Source organism: Methylobacterium sp. J-092 (genome assembly GCF_022829325.1).
GTDB lineage: Bacteria > Pseudomonadota > Alphaproteobacteria > Rhizobiales > Beijerinckiaceae > Methylobacterium.
Map to the genome: position 1 here is coordinate 56,621 of NZ_JAKSXU010000108.1, position 15,157 is coordinate 71,777.

Annotated in this window: 14 protein-coding genes; 4 read left to right on the top strand and 10 right to left on the bottom strand. The window is 71.9% G+C overall.

Going from position 1 to position 15,157, the window contains the following annotated elements; all coding sequences use genetic code 11:
• Positions 1 to 132: 132 nt before the first annotated feature.
• Positions 133 to 384 carry a hypothetical protein gene (locus MKK60_RS12005; protein WP_147728850.1) on the bottom strand — a complete coding sequence of 84 codons (252 nt, stop codon included), beginning with the start codon at positions 382 to 384 and terminating at the stop codon, positions 133 to 135.
• Positions 385 to 789: 405 nt separating this feature from the next.
• Here MKK60_RS12005 and MKK60_RS12010 point away from each other — a divergent pair, with 405 nt between their 5' ends.
• Complete coding sequence (locus MKK60_RS12010) at positions 790 to 2,823, top strand: methyl-accepting chemotaxis protein (RefSeq protein WP_409567392.1); 2,034 nt, start codon at positions 790 to 792, stop codon at positions 2,821 to 2,823.
• 99 nt (positions 2,824 to 2,922) lie between these two features.
• Here MKK60_RS12010 and MKK60_RS12015 read toward each other — a convergent pair whose 3' ends face one another.
• From MKK60_RS12015 to MKK60_RS12045, 7 genes are all read right to left on the bottom strand, one after another.
• Positions 2,923 to 4,653, bottom strand: coding sequence for an L-lactate permease (locus MKK60_RS12015; protein WP_243986019.1), 1,731 nt, complete (start codon positions 4,651 to 4,653; stop codon positions 2,923 to 2,925).
• A gap of 200 nt (positions 4,654 to 4,853) precedes the next feature.
• Positions 4,854 to 6,284, bottom strand: coding sequence for a pyruvate dehydrogenase complex dihydrolipoamide acetyltransferase (locus MKK60_RS12020; protein WP_243986021.1), 1,431 nt, complete (start codon positions 6,282 to 6,284; stop codon positions 4,854 to 4,856).
• Positions 6,285 to 6,287: 3 nt separating this feature from the next.
• Positions 6,288 to 6,899, bottom strand: a complete 612-nt coding sequence (locus MKK60_RS12025) for a Uma2 family endonuclease (protein ID WP_243948821.1) — start codon at positions 6,897 to 6,899, stop codon at positions 6,288 to 6,290.
• Between the two features lie 13 nt (positions 6,900 to 6,912).
• Positions 6,913 to 7,188 carry a DUF5076 domain-containing protein gene (locus tag MKK60_RS12030; RefSeq protein ID WP_147728755.1) on the bottom strand — a complete coding sequence of 92 codons (276 nt, stop codon included), beginning with the start codon at positions 7,186 to 7,188 and terminating at the stop codon, positions 6,913 to 6,915.
• A gap of 62 nt (positions 7,189 to 7,250) precedes the next feature.
• Positions 7,251 to 8,702: a pyruvate dehydrogenase complex E1 component subunit beta gene (locus tag MKK60_RS12035; protein ID WP_243948819.1), complete on the bottom strand. Its 1,452-nt coding sequence runs from the start codon at positions 8,700 to 8,702 to the stop codon at positions 7,251 to 7,253.
• Between the two features lie 70 nt (positions 8,703 to 8,772).
• A complete protein-coding gene (gene pdhA / locus MKK60_RS12040) occupies positions 8,773 to 9,837 on the bottom strand; it encodes a pyruvate dehydrogenase (acetyl-transferring) E1 component subunit alpha (protein WP_147728757.1) in 1,065 nt (354 codons plus the stop codon).
• Positions 9,838 to 10,047: 210 nt separating this feature from the next.
• On the bottom strand, positions 10,048 to 10,359 hold the full coding sequence (locus MKK60_RS12045; protein WP_147728758.1) for an FtsB family cell division protein: 312 nt from the start codon (positions 10,357 to 10,359) through the stop codon (positions 10,048 to 10,050).
• 221 nt (positions 10,360 to 10,580) lie between these two features.
• On the opposite strand from MKK60_RS12045, the gene dinB reads away from it, so the two are divergent.
• The 3 genes from dinB (at position 10,581) to MKK60_RS12060 (ending at position 13,010) form a co-directional block, all read left to right on the top strand.
• Positions 10,581 to 11,621: a DNA polymerase IV gene (gene dinB, locus MKK60_RS12050; RefSeq protein ID WP_243986090.1), complete on the top strand. Its 1,041-nt coding sequence runs from the start codon at positions 10,581 to 10,583 to the stop codon at positions 11,619 to 11,621.
• A gap of 114 nt (positions 11,622 to 11,735) precedes the next feature.
• A complete protein-coding gene (locus MKK60_RS12055) occupies positions 11,736 to 12,614 on the top strand; it encodes an SDR family oxidoreductase (protein ID WP_243986024.1) in 879 nt (292 codons plus the stop codon).
• Positions 12,615 to 12,710: 96 nt separating this feature from the next.
• Complete coding sequence (locus MKK60_RS12060; protein ID WP_147727705.1) at positions 12,711 to 13,010, top strand: hypothetical protein; 300 nt, start codon at positions 12,711 to 12,713, stop codon at positions 13,008 to 13,010.
• 272 nt (positions 13,011 to 13,282) lie between these two features.
• Here the strand turns inward: MKK60_RS12060 and MKK60_RS12065 are convergent, their stop codons facing one another.
• Positions 13,283 to 14,071, bottom strand: coding sequence for an enoyl-CoA hydratase (locus MKK60_RS12065; protein ID WP_243986027.1), 789 nt, complete (start codon positions 14,069 to 14,071; stop codon positions 13,283 to 13,285).
• A 2-nt stretch (positions 14,072 to 14,073) separates the two neighbouring features.
• Entirely contained in the window at positions 14,074 to 14,976 is a 903-nt protein-coding gene (mmsB, locus tag MKK60_RS12070) for a 3-hydroxyisobutyrate dehydrogenase (RefSeq protein ID WP_243986098.1), read from the bottom strand.
• Between the last annotated feature and the right edge of the window lie 181 nt (positions 14,977 to 15,157).

Genomic DNA, 15,157 nt, shown 5'->3' on the forward strand with positions numbered 1-15,157 from the left:
ACTCGGCCCTTGTTCCGCGACGCGTCCGGCCCTGCGGCCGCCCGCATCTTTTCGCTGCGCCGGCCCCGTTCGGGGGGCGGCCGACGACCAGGATCACCGCGCGCCCGTGCCGGGCGCGCGGCTCCGGCGGGATTACTGCATCGCCTTCATCGCCGCCTCGGACGAGGAGGCCTTCGGGTTGGCCTTGCAGTAGGCGCGCATCTTCGCGTCCATCGCGGCCGCCTGCGGGTCGGCGGCGATCATCGCCTTGTCGGCGGCGCTCATCGAGGCCTGCGCCTGCGCGTCGGCCTTGAGATAGTCGGCGCAGGACATGTCGCCGGTCTGGGCCCGGGCGGCGGCGAGGCCGGCGATCAGCAGGCTCGCGGCGAGGATGGTACGGATCATGATGGCCTCCCAAGGGTACGCCCGGCGTCGTCGCGGCCGACCCGCCGCGCGCGCTCTCGGCGCCTCGTGATAGGGCGGCGCCGGGCGCGGCGTCTTGATCGGGCGTCCGGAATGCATGCCGCCGCGTCCCGCTCCGTCGGCGGGATCGCGGATCTTCGCGCAGGTCCGGAAGTCGTGCCCGGGGGTCGCCCCGACGACGCGTCCGCATCGCCCGCCGATGTCCTGGTGTCCGGGTCCGCGAATACGCTGCCGACGGGCTCCCGCCGTTGAAGATCGCGCCCGCGACGATCGAACAGCGCATCGACCTGTGATGGCAACAGCGTCTTTACCCGTTGTAGCGCAGTCGTCCGTATCGACGCGGTGCGAAGACTTGGGATGCGTGGGCGAATGAAGACCGGTGTTCCGATGTCCTTGCGGGGACGCATCGTGGCGGTGGCGCTGGCGCCCTGCCTCGCCTTCGCTGCGGTGGCCGGTGTCGCGATCTCCGACCGGATGGCGCAGCGCGCCGAGATGGTCCAGGTCGAGGACCTTGTCGGCCTCGCCTCGCGGATCAGCGCCTTCGCGCACGAGGGCCAGCGCGAGCGCGGCGCCTCCAGCCTGTTCCTCGCCTCGAAGGGATCGCAGTTCAAGGCGGAGCTGGTCGCGCAGCGCGCCCGCACCGACGCCGCGCGCCAGGGCCTCGCCGCCGCCGTCACGGCCGGCGCGGCGGCCTACGGCCCCGCCTTCGCCCGCAAGGCTGACGCCTTCGCGCAGGCGCTCGACGGCCTGGACGCGCAGCGCAACGCCGTCGACGCGCTGAAGCCGACGGCGCCCCAGGCGGCCGCCGCCTATACCGGTCTGATCGGCGAAGGCCTCGGGCTGGTCCGCGCCCTGTCGGGCGTGATCGGCCCCGTCGGGATCGCCAACCACGCCGCCTCCTACGCCGCCTTCCTGACGATGAAGGAATATGCCGGCCAGGAGCGTGCCGCCGCCTCCGCCGCCTTCGCCGCCGGCAGCCTCGACCTCGCCGGGATCCGCCGCCTCGCCACCCTCCAGGCCGACCAGGCCACCTACGAAGGCCTGTTCCGGACCCGGGCGGAGCCGGCGCAAGGAGCCCTGCTCGATGCCGCGGAGGCCGCCGCCCCGGCGCGGGAGGTGGCGCGCCTGCGCAAGGTCGTTCTCGAGACCATGCCCGGCGAAGCCCTGGCCTTCCGCGACGCCCCGCTTTGGTTCCGACTCGCGACCCAGCGCATCGACGGCCTCAAGGCGGTCGAGGACCACCTCACCGCCGACCTCGCCGCGGAGGCCGGCGGCGTTCGCGCGACGGCCGAACGGGCGCTCGCGATCTGGTCGGGGGCGGCGCTCGCGATCTTCCTGCTGTCGGGCGCCCTCGCCTTCGGCCTCGGCACCGCGGTGGCCCGGCCGCTGATCCGGATGTCGCGGGCGCTCACCGCCATCGGCCGCGGCGACGACGACGTGGCGATTCCCCAGGGCGGCCCGATCGAGGTCCGCGCCATCGCCGCCGCGGCGATCGAGTTCCGCGACAACGTCGCCGAGCGCCGCCGCAGCCGCGCGGCGCAGGAGCGGATGTCGGCCGACGCCGAGCTGGCCCGGCGCGCGGCGGCGCTCGAGCTCGCCGACGGGTTCGAGGATCGGGTCGGCGGCATCGTCGAGGCGGTCTCGGCGGCGGCGATCCAGCTCGAGGCGGCGGCCCACGGCATGACGCGGGCGGCCGGGGATGCCTCGTCGCTGAGCCTTCAGGTCGCCCGCGCGTCGCACGAGGCGGCGCTCTCGGCCGACACGGTGGCGGCGGCGACCGAGGAGCTTTCGGCCTCGGTCGCCGAGATCGGCACCCAGGTCACGGCCTCGGCCGACCTCGCGGCGGCGGCCGAGCGCGACGCCGAGGGCATGGCCGGCGAGGTCCGGCGGCTCGCCACAGCGGCCGGCAGCATCGCCCAGATCGTCGGGCTGATCTCGCAGATCGCCGACCAGACCAACCTGCTCGCCCTCAACGCCACCATCGAGGCGGCCCGTGCGGGCGAGGCGGGACGCGGCTTCGCGGTGGTGGCGCAGGAGGTGAAATCGCTGGCCGGCCAGACCGCCCGGGCGACCGAGGAGATCACGGCCAAGGTCGTCGAGATCAGCGCCTCCACCGACGCCTCGGTCCGGGCGATCAGCGGGATCACCGACGTGATCCGGCGCTTGGCCCAGATCGGCGGCGACATCGCCGCCGCGGTCGAGGAGCAGGGGGCCGCGACCGGCGAGATCGCCCGCACCACGGCCCAGACCTCGCAGGGCACCCGCGCGGTGTCGGAGCATATCGGGGGCGTCAGCGAGGCGGCCGGGACGGCGAGCTCCGGCTCGGCCCAGGTGCTCGCCGCCGCGCGCGCGCTGTCGAGCCAGGCCGGCGACCTGCGCGGCGCGGTCGACCACTTCCTGGCCGGCGTGCGGGCGGCCTGAGGCCGCCCTCCCCCGTCGCCAGACTGCGCCAAAGGAAAAGCCCGCCCCCTCCGCAGGGGACGGGCTTTTTTGGTGTCGCCGGCGATCTCGGGCGCGAGGCTACGGAACGTGGATCACCATCGCGGTGAAGGGATGCACGTAGGCCTGGAGCATCACCAGCCCGCCCACCAGGCAGGCGAGCGCGATCGAGTGCCAGAACACGAAGCGCAGGATCTTGCCCTCCTGGCCGAAATAGCCGGTGGCGGTGGAGGCGACGACGATCGACTGGGCGTCGATCATCTTGCCCATCACGCCGCCCGACGAGTTGGCCGAGGCCATCAGCACGCCCGACAGGCCGAGCTGCTCCGAGGTGATCTTCTGCAGGCCGCCGAAGAGCACGTTGGAGGCCGTGTCGGAGCCGGTCAGCGCGACGCCGAGCCAGCCGAGCAGCGTGCCGAAGAACGGGTAGAGGATGCCGGTTCCGGCGAACGCCAAGCCCAGCGTCGCGTCGACGCCGGCGTAGCGGGTGAGCACGCCGAGCGCGAGCATCGCCGCGATGGTGATCAGCGAGTAGCGCAGCACCCAGATCGTCTCGACGTAGGCGGTGACGAGGCGGACGGGCGAGAACCGCATGATCAGGCCCGAGATCAGCGCCGCGATCAGCACGCCGGTGCCGGTGTAAGACATGTAGGTGAACAGGAAGACGGCGCCCTCGGGATGGGCCTTGGCCACCACCGGCGGCACCTTCATGATCACGTTGTGCAGGCCCGGCACCTCGTATTTCCAGGTGAAGATCGGGTTGACGATGGCCTTGAACCAGCCGGTGCCCCAGATCGCCACGATCACCGACAGGATGATCCACGGCAGCCAGGCCAGCGCGATCTCGGAGGAGGTGGCGGTGCGGCCGGTGGCGGCCGGGGCGCGGGGCAGGTCGGAGGGAACCCCCGCGCCGAGCGCCACCGGCCGCGGCGCGCCATAGCCGATCGACGGGTCGTTGCCGCGCAGCGCCGGCGAGGTCCAGATCGTGGCCGGCTTCCAGACCTTCAGGAACAGCACCAGGGCGCCCATCGCCGCGATCGAGGCGCCGATGTCGACGATCCACGGGTTGACGTAGTTCGAGATGCCGAACTGGGCCGCGGCGAAGGCGCCGCCGCAGATCAGGATCGCCGGCCAGACCTGGACCATGCCGCGGAAGCCCGCGAACACCCAGATCAGCCAGAACGGCACGAGCAGCGAGAACACCGGCAGCTGCCGGCCGATCATCGCGCCGAGCACGTAGGGGTCGTAGCCCGTCACCGAGGCGAGGCCCTGGATCGGCGCGCCGAGCGCGCCGAAGGCCACCGGCGCGGTGTTGGCGATGAGCGACAGGCCGGAGGCCGCCAGCGGCGAGAAGCCGAGCCCGATCAGGATCGCGCCGGTGACCGCCACCGGCGTGCCGAACCCGCCCGCGCCCTCGAAGAACGCGCCGAAGGCGAAGGCGACGAGCAGCAGCTGCAGCCGCCGGTCGGTGGTGATGCCGGCCACCGATTGCTGGAGGATGGCGAACCACCCCTTCTCCACCGTCAGCCGGTAGAGGAAGATGACGTTGAGGATGATCCAGCCGATCGGGAAGAACCCGGTCACCATCCCGAGCAGCGAGGCGCGGGTCGCGAGGCCGAGCGGCATGCCGAAGGCGCCGACGGCGAGGGCGAAGGCCAGCACCAGGGCGAGCACGGCCGCGATGTGGGCCTTGACCCGGCCGCTGGCGATCATGGCGAGCAGCGCGATCACCGGCACGGAGGCGGCCAGCGTCGACAGCCACGGGTTGCCGAACGGATCGTAGACCTGGTTCCAGGTTTGGACGGGTTCCACGGGCGCATTCCTCCGATGGCCCGGGTTGATCCGCGGGCCGTTGGAGGCGGTGCTAGCAGAGCGGCGAATCCGGCTCAACGCCGAGAGATAATGTATTCAGAAGGTGTTGCGCGCCGACCGCTCCGGCACTTATCGCGAAAGCGGCCGGCGGCTCGGCTCGGCACGACGCGGTCTCGCCGCGCCGCGCGACCGGCCCGTCGTCAGACCAGCATCCCCATCGGGCTCTCGATCAGGCCCTTGAAGGCCGCGATCAGCTCGGCGCCGAGCGCGCCGTCGAGCACGCGGTGGTCGCAGGAGAGGGTCGCGGTCATCACCTGGGCGACGGCGGGCGCGCCGTCCTTGACCACGACCCGCTTCTCGCCGGCGCCGACCGCCAGGATCGAGGATTGCGGCGGGTTGATCACCGCGGTGAAGTGCTTGATCCCGAACATGCCGAGGTTCGACACCGAGGTGACGCCGCCCTGGTACTCCTCCGGCTTCAGCTTCTTGGCGCGCGCACGGGCCGCGAAGTCCTTCATCTCGTTGGAGATGGTGGACAGCGTCTTCTCGTCGGCCCGGCGGATGACCGGGGTGAACAGGCCGCCGTCGATCGCCACGGCGACGCCGACCTCGGCGTTCCTGAAGCGCAGCACCCGGTCCTCGGCCCAGACGGCGTTGGCCATCGGCACCCGGGTCAGGGCGAGGCCCATCGCCTTGATGACGAAGTCGTTGACCGAGAGCTTGAACAGCGGCTTGCCGTCCTTGTCCTTGCCGGCGCTCCGGTTGAGCTGCTCGCGAAGCGCCATCAGCGCGTCGATCTCGCAATCGACGGTCAGGTAGAAGTGCGGCGCCACCTGCATCGCCTCGGTGAGGCGCTTGGCGATGGTCTTGCGCATGCCGTCGAGCGGCACCTCCTCGTAGCTGTCCTTGGCGTAGAAGCCGCGGACCTGATCGGTGGTGAGGCCGGCGGCCCTGGCCGCGGGGGCGGGCGCGGCGGCTTGCGCCGGCGGTGCCGCCTCGGGCGCCTTCGGGGCCGCCTTGGGGGCGGGCGCGGCCTTGCCGGTGCCGGCCTCCTTGGCGGCGCGGACGTCGCGCTCGATCACCCGGCCACGCGGGCCCGACCCCTGCACGGCCGAGAGGTCGATGCCCTCCTGCTTCGCGATGCGGCGGGCCAGCGGCGAGGCGAAGACGCGCTCGCCCGCCCCGCTCGGCGGATGAGCGGCGCCATCGGACTTGGTTCTGTCGGGCTCGGCGGAGGGCCGCGCCCCGTCGGGGGCCTCGTTGACCCGCTCGTAGGACATGTGGCCGCCGCCGGGCGTGGTGTTCTCGTTCGCCGACGACGCGTCGGCCTTCGACGCCTGGGCCGGCGCCGGCGCCGCGCCGCCCGCCTGGACCCCGGCCGGATCCTCGCCGTCCACGGCGATCACCGCGATCAGGTCGTTGACCGGCACGTCGGCGGTGCCCTCGGGCACGACGATCCGGGCGAGCACGCCCTCGTCGATCGCCTCGACCTCCATGGTCGCCTTGTCGGTCTCGATCTCGGCGAGCACGTCGCCGGACTTGATCGCGTCGCCCTCCTTCTTGAGCCACTTGGCGAGGTTGCCCTTCTCCATGGTCGGCGAGAGGGCGGGCATCAGGACGTTGACGGGCATGGTTCAGGTCTCGTCCGAGGGCAGGGAGGGGGCGTCGGGTTCGGCGCGGGGATCGGCGAAGGGAAACAGGTCGTCCAGCGGAAACGGGACGGCGTCGAAAGGCGGCAGGGCCACGGTCTCGCGGCGCGTCACCGTCCCGAGCAGCAGCCATCGGGACGCGGTCAGCGCGAAGGCCTCCAGCACGCCGTCGGCGGGATCGAGCAGCCAGAGGTGCCCGACGCCGGCCTCCGCGTAGATGCGCCGCTTCGGGCCGCGGTCGAGACGCACCGTGGACGGCGACAGGATCTCGCAGACCCAGTCCGGCGGCGTCTCGACGAAGGCGGTCTCCGGCTCGGCCGGCAGCCGCTCGCGGCGCCAGCCGGCGAGATCGGGCACCACGACCTGCGCTCCGAGATGGAGCTCGGGTTCAATCATGAAGATCCAGCCGCCCGGTCCGCCGCGCCCGCGTCCGAAGGGCGCGTTCAGCTCCGCGGCCAATCCCGCCGCCGCCATCGCATGCCGCGGCCGCGGTCGCGGATGCGTCTCCAGCGCCCCGTCGATGATCTCGGCGACGAGGTGGTCGGGGACCGCTTCGAGGTCGGCGTAGGTGGCGTGCCGGAGCGCGGGTTCGGCCATGGCCAGAATCCCGTCAGTTCAGGCCGCCGGGATCGAGGCCCTCGGCCTCCCACCCCGCGCGAATGCGCTCGAACGCCTCCTCCTCCGACAGGTCGGTCTCCAGGGCGTAGGCGCGGGCGGCCTGCCGGGCGAGGTCGACCATCAGGCGGCCCCACGTGGCGGGGTCGTCGAAGGACCGGCGCAACGCCACGCTCACCGCCCCGTCGACCACGGCCGCGCGCAGCACCTCGATGCCGCCCTGCTCCAGGGCGTCGGGGGGAATCTCGAGGGCTTGGAAGGATTCACTCATACGACGTCATGACCCATCGATCGGCCCCGTTCCCGCCGGTCAGGCACGAAGGCGGATCGCATTCACCGGTAGCAGACGGCCTTGGCCGCCTCGACGACCTCGGCGACGTTGGGCAGCGCCAGCTTCTCGAGGTTGGCGGCGTAGGGCATCGGCACGTCCTTGCCGGTGACGCGCAGCACCGGCGCGTCGAGGTAGTCGAACGCGTCGACCATCAGGCGGGCCGAGATCTCGGCGCCGATGCCCGATTGCGGGAAGCCCTCCTCCACCGTGACGCAGCGGCCGGTCTTCTTGACCGACGCGAGCACGGTCTCGGTGTCCATCGGCCGGATCGTGCGCAGGTCGATCACCTCGGCCTCGATGCCCTGGTCGGCCAGGATCTGCGCCGCCTTCAGGGCGTAGGTCATGCCGATGGCGAAGGAGACGATGGTCACGTCCTTGCCGGTGCGGTGGATCCGCGCCTTGCCGATCGGCAGCACGAAGTCGTCGAGCTTCGGCACCGGGAAGGTCTGGCCGTACAGGATCTCGTTCTCGAGGAAGATCACCGGGTTCGGGTCGCGGATCGCGGCCTTGAGCAGGCCCTTGGCGTCCGACGCCGTGTAGGGGGCGATCACCTTCAGGCCCGGCACGTTGGAGTACCAGGCGGCGTAGTCGTGGCTGTGCTGGGCGCCGACGCGGGCGGCGGCGCCGTTGGGGCCGCGGAACACGATCGGGCAGCCGAGCTGGCCGCCGGACATGTACAGGGTCTTGGCCGCCGAGTTGATGATGTGGTCGATCGCCTGCATGGCGAAGTTGAAGGTCATGAACTCGACGATCGGCTTCAGGCCCGACAGGGCCGCGCCGACGCCGATGCCGGCGAAGCCGTGCTCGGTGATCGGGGTGTCGACCACGCGGCGGGCGCCGAATTCCTGCAGCAGGTTCTGCGTGACCTTGTAGGCGCCCTGGTACTCGGCGACCTCCTCGCCCATCACGAAGACGTCCTCGTCCCGGCGCATCTCCTCGGCCATGGCGTCGCGCAGCGCCTCGCGGACGGTCATCGTCACCATCTCGGTGCCGGCCGGGAACTCCTCCATCACCGGCTCGGCGGCCTTGTTGGTGATGGTGGCGGGCGCGGCCGGCGCCGCGGGCTTGTCGTCGCCGGTCTTGGCGGTGGCCGACGGGCCGGAGGCCATGCCCTCGGCCTGCATCGTCGGCGTCGGGGCGGGCTGCCCGCCCGTGTCCGCACCGTTCGGCTTCGACGAGGCCCCTCCGGCGGCGGCGGCCGCGACGTCCTCGCCCTCGCCCGCGATGATCGCGATCGGGGTGTTGACGGCGACGCCCTCGGTGCCCTCGGCGACCAGGATCTTGGCGAGCGTGCCCTCGTCGATCGCCTCGACCTCCATGGTCGCCTTGTCGGTCTCGATCTCGGCGAGCACGTCGCCGGACTTGATCGCGTCGCCCTCCTTCTTGAGCCATTTGGAGAGCTTGCCCTCCTCCATGGTCGGAGACAGGGCGGGCATCAGGATGTCGGTCGCCATGGAGGGTCTCTGATCGGTGAGGCGGGCGGGGCGGCCTGGCAGGGGATCGTCGCGGGGCGGCGGCGCGCCCTCAGGCGCGCGCTTCCAGGAGGATGTCGGTCCACAGCTCGGACGGATCCGGCTCGGGATCGTGCGTCGCGAACTCGGCGGCGTCGTTGACGGTCTCGCGGACCTTGGCGTCGGTGGCCTTGAGCTCGGCCTCGGCGACGCCGTGCAGCTCGATCAGGCGCTTGCGCACCATCTCGATCGGGTCGTGCTCGTCGCGCATCTTCGAGACTTCGTCCTTCGTGCGGTACTTCGCCGGGTCGGACATCGAGTGGCCGCGATAGCGGTAGGTCTGCATCTCGAGGATGTAGGGCCCCTCCCCGGTGCGGGCATGCGCGATCGCCCGGCCCGCCGCCTCGCGGACCGTGCGCACGTCCATGCCGTCGACCTGCTCGCCGGGGATGCCGAACGAGATGCCGCGGCGGGAGAAGTCCGTCTGCGCCGAGGCGCGGGCGACCGAGGTGCCCATGGCGTAGCGGTTGTTCTCGATCACGTAGACCACGGGCAGCTTCCAAAGCTGCGCCATGTTGAAGCTCTCGTAGACCTGGCCCTGGTTGGCCGCGCCGTCGCCCATGTAGGTCAGGCTGACCTTGCCGTTCTTGCGGTAGGCGTCGGCGAAGCCGAGGCCGGTGCCGAGCGAGACCTGCGCGCCGACGATGCCGTGCCCGCCGAAGAACTGCTTCTCGCGGCTGAACATGTGCATCGAGCCGCCCTTGCCGCGGCTGTAGCCGCCGCGGCGGCCGGTGAGCTCGGCCATCACCCCCTTCGGGTCCATGCCGCAGGCGAGCATGTGGCCGTGGTCGCGGTAGCCGGTGATGACCTGGTCGCCGTCGACCGAGGCCATCTGCATGCCGATGACGACCGCCTCCTGGCCGATGTAGAGGTGGCAGAACCCGCCGATCAGGCCCATTCCGTAGAGTTGCCCCGCCTTCTCCTCGAAGCGGCGGATCAGCAGCATCTGATGGTAGGCGTGGAGGTCTTCCTCGCGGGTGAATTGCGGCGCGTTCGGTGCGGGCTGGTGCTCGGCCGCCACGGCCTCCGGCGTCTCCGCGGCAGGGTTGGGCTGCCCCGCATCTTTCGCGGCATCCATCGGCGTGCTCCCGTGCTGGCGTCTGTTCCCTCCCGGTTTAGGACACGCGCTCCGGGAATGCGAGGGCCGACGCTCTGACAGGTGTTTGTGGTTGTCATACCCGATCCGCATGCCCGATCCGCACGCCCGATCGGCATGATCCCCTCGGGACGGCGGATGCGGGCCGCGTTCAAGCCGGGACGCGCGCGCGGGACTGGAGGCGGTGCCCGCTCACGGGTCGATGACGACCACGTCGTTGGCGTGCACCCGGCCGAGGACGACCCGGGCGCGCTCCTCCAGCAGGTCGCGGTCGATCTGCTCGCTGCGCAGCAGCGCGACGCGGTGCTCCCAGGTCGCCCGCTCGGCCTTGGCCGCCGCGAGCTCCCGGGTGAGCCCGAAGGCCTGGATCTTGAGGGCGCGCTTGGCCTCCAGGCCCCGGTTGCCGTTCTCGGCCTGGTACACGAAGTAGCCGACGACCAGCCCGGACAGGGTCCAGAGGCTGAGAGGCAAAACGACCATTCTGACGCGGCGACGGACGACCATGGCGCGACCATCGTCCGGGTCGGTTAACAAAGCCTTTGCCGCGGCCGCCGATCGTGCGCTCGGCGGTGGACGGCGGCGCCCGGATGGGTTGAACCGCGCCCCGCGGTGATGGACAGTCGGAACAAAGATCGAACATCGAGGCGGCCGCCCTGCGGTGCGGCGGTCTCGCGGAACGGGACAGCGCAGTGACCGCCCCGGTGCGGAAAGTCATCCACATCGACATGGACGCGTTCTACGCCTCCGTCGAGCAGCGCGACGACCCGGCCCTGCGCGGCCGGCCGGTCGCGGTCGGCGGCTCGCGCGAGCGCGGCGTGGTGGCCGCCGCGAGCTACGAGGCGCGGGCCTTCGGGGTGCGCTCGGCGATGCCCTCGGTGACGGCGCGCCGGCTCTGCCCGGACCTGGTGTTCGTGCGCCCGCGCTTCGAGGTCTACCGCGGCATCTCTGAGGAGATCCGGACGGTGTTCTCCGAGCACACGCCGGTGATCGAGCCGCTCTCCCTCGACGAGGCCTACCTCGACGTCACCGAGAACCTGCAGGGCCTGCCGACCGCCACCGCCGTCGCCCGGGCGATCCGCACCACGATCCGCACGCGCACCGGACTCGTCGCCTCGGCCGGCGTCTCGTACAACAAGTTCCTCGCCAAGGTCGCCTCGGACTACCGCAAGCCCGACGCGCTGTTCGTGATCACCCCCGAGATGGGCCCGGCCTTCGTCGAGGACCTCGCCATCGGCCGCTTCCACGGCATCGGCCCGGTGACGGAGGCGAAGATGCGCCGCCTCGGCATCCACACCGGCCGCGACCTCAAGGCCCGCTCGCTGGAGGATCTGACCGCCATCCTCGGCAGCGCCGCCCCCTACTATCACGGGGTGGCCCGCGGCATCGACGAGCGCCCGGTGCGGGCGCACCGCATCCGCAAGTCGATCGGTGCCGAGAACACCTTCTCCGACGACAGCGCCGACCTCGAAATCCTCGCCGAGCGCCTCGCGCCGATCCTCGACAAGGTCGCGGCGGCCTGCGCCGCCAAGGGTCTGCGCGGCCGGACCGTGACGCTGAAGGTGAAATTCTCCGACTTCGCGCAGGTCACGCGGGCGCGCTCCCTGGCGGCCCCCGTCGGCGACCGCGCCAGCCTGGAGGCGATCAGCCTGGGCCTGCTGCGCGACCTCCGCCCGCTCCGGCGCAGCGTGCGGCTGCTCGGCGTCTCGCTCTCGGCCCTCGACCACGGCGACGCCGCGGAACCGCTGCAGCTCGGCCTGGCGATCTGAGGCGTCGCCGCGATCGTTCGATCGGGATCGCCGGCGCCGCGGTCATCGGGTCGCGCCTGCGTCCGCGGCGCCGCGCCCTATCTCGATGGGAAGCGACACCGGGAGCAGCCAACCATGACCGACGATCCCCGCGAGGCCGGAGCCCGGCCCCCCTTCCCCGGCGACCAGCAGCAGGAGCGGCCGGGATTGTCGTCGCGGATGACCCCCGCCCCCGATCACGGCGAGCACAGCTACGTCGGCAAGGGGCTGCTGACGGATCAGGTCGCGCTGATTACCGGCGGCGATTCCGGGATCGGCCGCGCGGTGGCGATCGCCTACGCCCGCGAGGGCGCCGACGTGGCGATCTCCTACCTGCCGGTCGAGCAGTCCGATGCCGAGGAGACGGCGCGCTGGGTCGAGCAGGCCGGGCGCCGCGTCCTGCTGCTGCCGGGAGACCTGCGCGAGGAGGCCCATTGCCGCGACCTCGTCGCCCGCACGGTGGCCGCGTTCGGGCGCCTCGACGTCCTGGTCAACAACGCGGCCGCGCAGACGATCAACGAAGGGCTCGACGACGTAACGGCGAAGGACCTCGAGGGCTCGTTCCGCGCCAACGTCTTCGCGATGTACTACCTCGCCCAGGCGGCGGTGCCGCACATGAAGCCGGGCTCGGCGATTGTGAACTCGACGAGCCAGCAGGCCAAGGTCGCCGACAAGACGATGCTGATCTACGCCGCCACCAAGGGCGCGATCGCGAGCCTGACGATCGGGCTGTCGAACCTGCTGGCGCCGAAGGGCATCCGGGTGAACTGCGTCGCGCCCGGCCCCGTGTGGACCCCGATCCAGCCGATCGTGAAGAGCCCCGAGCAGATCGAGCAGCTCGGGGCCGACACGCCCCTCGGCCGCGCCGGGCAGCCGGCCGAGCTCGCCCCGGCCTACGTGCTGCTGGCCTCGCGCGAGGGCAGCTACATGTCCGGCGCCCTAGTGCCCGTCACCGGCGGCACGCCGATGTACTGACGCACGAGGCGCGGCGATCCGGAACGGAGCGCCGCGCCTGCGATTGACGGCGGAACCCCCGCGGGGCCGGACCGCCCCGCCATCGGAGCCAGATCCATGTCGAAGATCATCGCCGCCACGTTCGAGACCCGCCGCGACGCCGAGATGGCGGTCGAGCACCTCGTCCAGGAGCACAAGATCGACCGCAAGGCCGTGACCATCGCGCCGGTCTCGGACGAGAACAGCGCCGGCACCGAGACCGCGGGCGCCGACATCGAGGACGGCCGCGTCGAGAAGACCCACACCGACGGCGAGCCGAAGCTCGCCGGGCGCCTCAAGGTCTCGGCCGAGGTCGAGCCGGCGCTCGCCGACAAGGTCGAGTCCTCGTTCGCGACCTACGGCGGCCAGGCCGCCTGAGCCGGAACGACGCACCATGCAGCCCCCTTCGACCGCCCGGGCGACCGCACCGCGCACCGTCGAGGGCGTGAGTCCCCCACCCGTTCGGAAAGGGACAGGGTTTTCCGGAAAGGCATCTCATCGGAGCGGAACGCGATCGGCCCCCACCGGCCCCGCCCCGTCATTCCGGGCTCTGCTGCGCAGCCCCGGGATGACGGGGCAGGGCCGGATGAGTTTGGCTCGAGGCCGGGACGATGCGTGAAGACGATCGGCCTCCGTAGCGAGAAGTGGCGCTACCCGTGCGTGAACTTCGGCGCGCGCTTCTCGACGAAGGCGGCCATGCCCTCCTTCTGGTCCTGGGTGGCGAACATCGCGTGGAACACCCGCCGCTCGAAGCGCACGCCTTCCGCGAGCGTGGTCTCGTAGGCGCGGTTGACCGCCTCCTTGGTCATCATCGCGATCGGTTTGGACATGCCGGCGATGGTCTCGGCGACCCGCATCGCCTCCGCGACGAGCCCGTCGGCGGGCACGACCCGCGAGACCAGCCCGGCCCGCTCGGCCTCGGCCGCATCCATCATCCGGCCGGTCAGGCACATCTCCATCGCCTTGGCCTTGCCGACGAACCGGGTCAGCCGCTGGCTGCCGCCGATGCCGGGCATCACCCCGAGCTTGATCTCCGGCTGGCCGAACTGCGCGGTGTCGGCGGCCAGGATCAGGTCGCACATCATCGCGAGCTCGCAGCCGCCGCCGAGCGCGAAGCCGGCCACGGCCGCGACGATCGGGGTCCGCAGGGCCGTGAAGCGCTCCCAGTCGGCGAAGCGGTCGCCGGCATACATCTCGGCATAGGTCGCCGCCTGCATCTCCTTGATGTCGGCGCCGGCGGCGAAGGCCTTGGCCGACCCGGTGATCACGATGCAGCCGATCCCCGGATCGGCATCGGCGGCGGTCGCCGCCGCGATCAACGCTCTGGTGAGCTGCGCGTTGATCGCGTTCAAGGCCTTGGGCCGGTTCAGGGTGATGAGCCGGACGCGCCCGCGCGTCTCGATGAGGATCGTCTCGTCCCCGGTCAGATTCTCCGGCATGGTCAAACCTCCTCGCGCGGTCCGCGCAGCATCTGGACGATCGCCGAGAAATCCTGCCCGCCGTGGCCTTGCGCGTCGAACCGGGCATAGAGGCGCTCGGCCTCGGCGCCGAGGGGCGTCGCGGCGCCGGCGGTGCCGGCGGCTTCTTGCGCGAGGCGCAGGTCCTTCAGCATCAGGGCGGCAGCGAAGCCCGGCCGGTAGCCGGTGTTGGCGGGCGAGGTCGGCACCGGCCCCGGCACCGGGCAATAGGTGGTGAGCGACCAGCACTGCCCGGACGAGACCGAGGCCACGTCGAACAGGGCCTGCTGCGAGAGCCCGAGCTTCTCGCCGAGCGCGAAGGCCTCGCACACGCCGATCATCGAGATGCCGAGGATCATGTTGTTGCAGATCTTGGCGGCCTGGCCGGAGCCGGCCGCGCCGCAATGGAACACGCTCCGGCCCATCCGCTTCAGGATCGGCTCGGCGGCGGCGAAGGCCTGTTCCGAGCCGCCGGCCATGAAGGTCAGCGTCCCGGCCTTGGCGCCCCCGGTGCCGCCGGAGACCGGCGCGTCGATCGCGGGGCAGGAGCGCGCCTCGGCCAGGGCGTGGGCCTGGCGGGCGCTCGCGACGTCGACCGTCGAGGAATCGATCAGCAGGGTGCCGGCGGGGACCGCTCCGGCGACCTGCGACCAGACCTCGACCACGTGCCGGCCGGCCGGCAGCATCGTCACCACCGCGGACGCGCCCTCGACCGCCTCCAGCACCGAGCCGGCGACGGCGACGCCCTCGGCCCGCGCCGCCTCCAGCGAGGCCGGGGCGAGGTCGAACCCGCGGACCGCGTGCCCGGCGCGGACGAGGTTGGCCGCCATCGGGCCGCCCATGTTGCCGAGCCCGATGAAGGCGATGGTCTGGGGCCGCGTCGTCATGGGTTCCTCCCGTATGTCTCTCACGGCGGCGCTCTGCGTGGAGCACGACCGATCCTTGTTCCTTGCTCCCATCCACCCCCTCATCCTGAGGTGCCGGAGCGAAGCGGAGGCCTCGAAGGAGACATCCAGGTCGCGCTGCGATCCCTGGAGCCCTCCTTCGAGGCCCGCTGGCGCGGGCGCC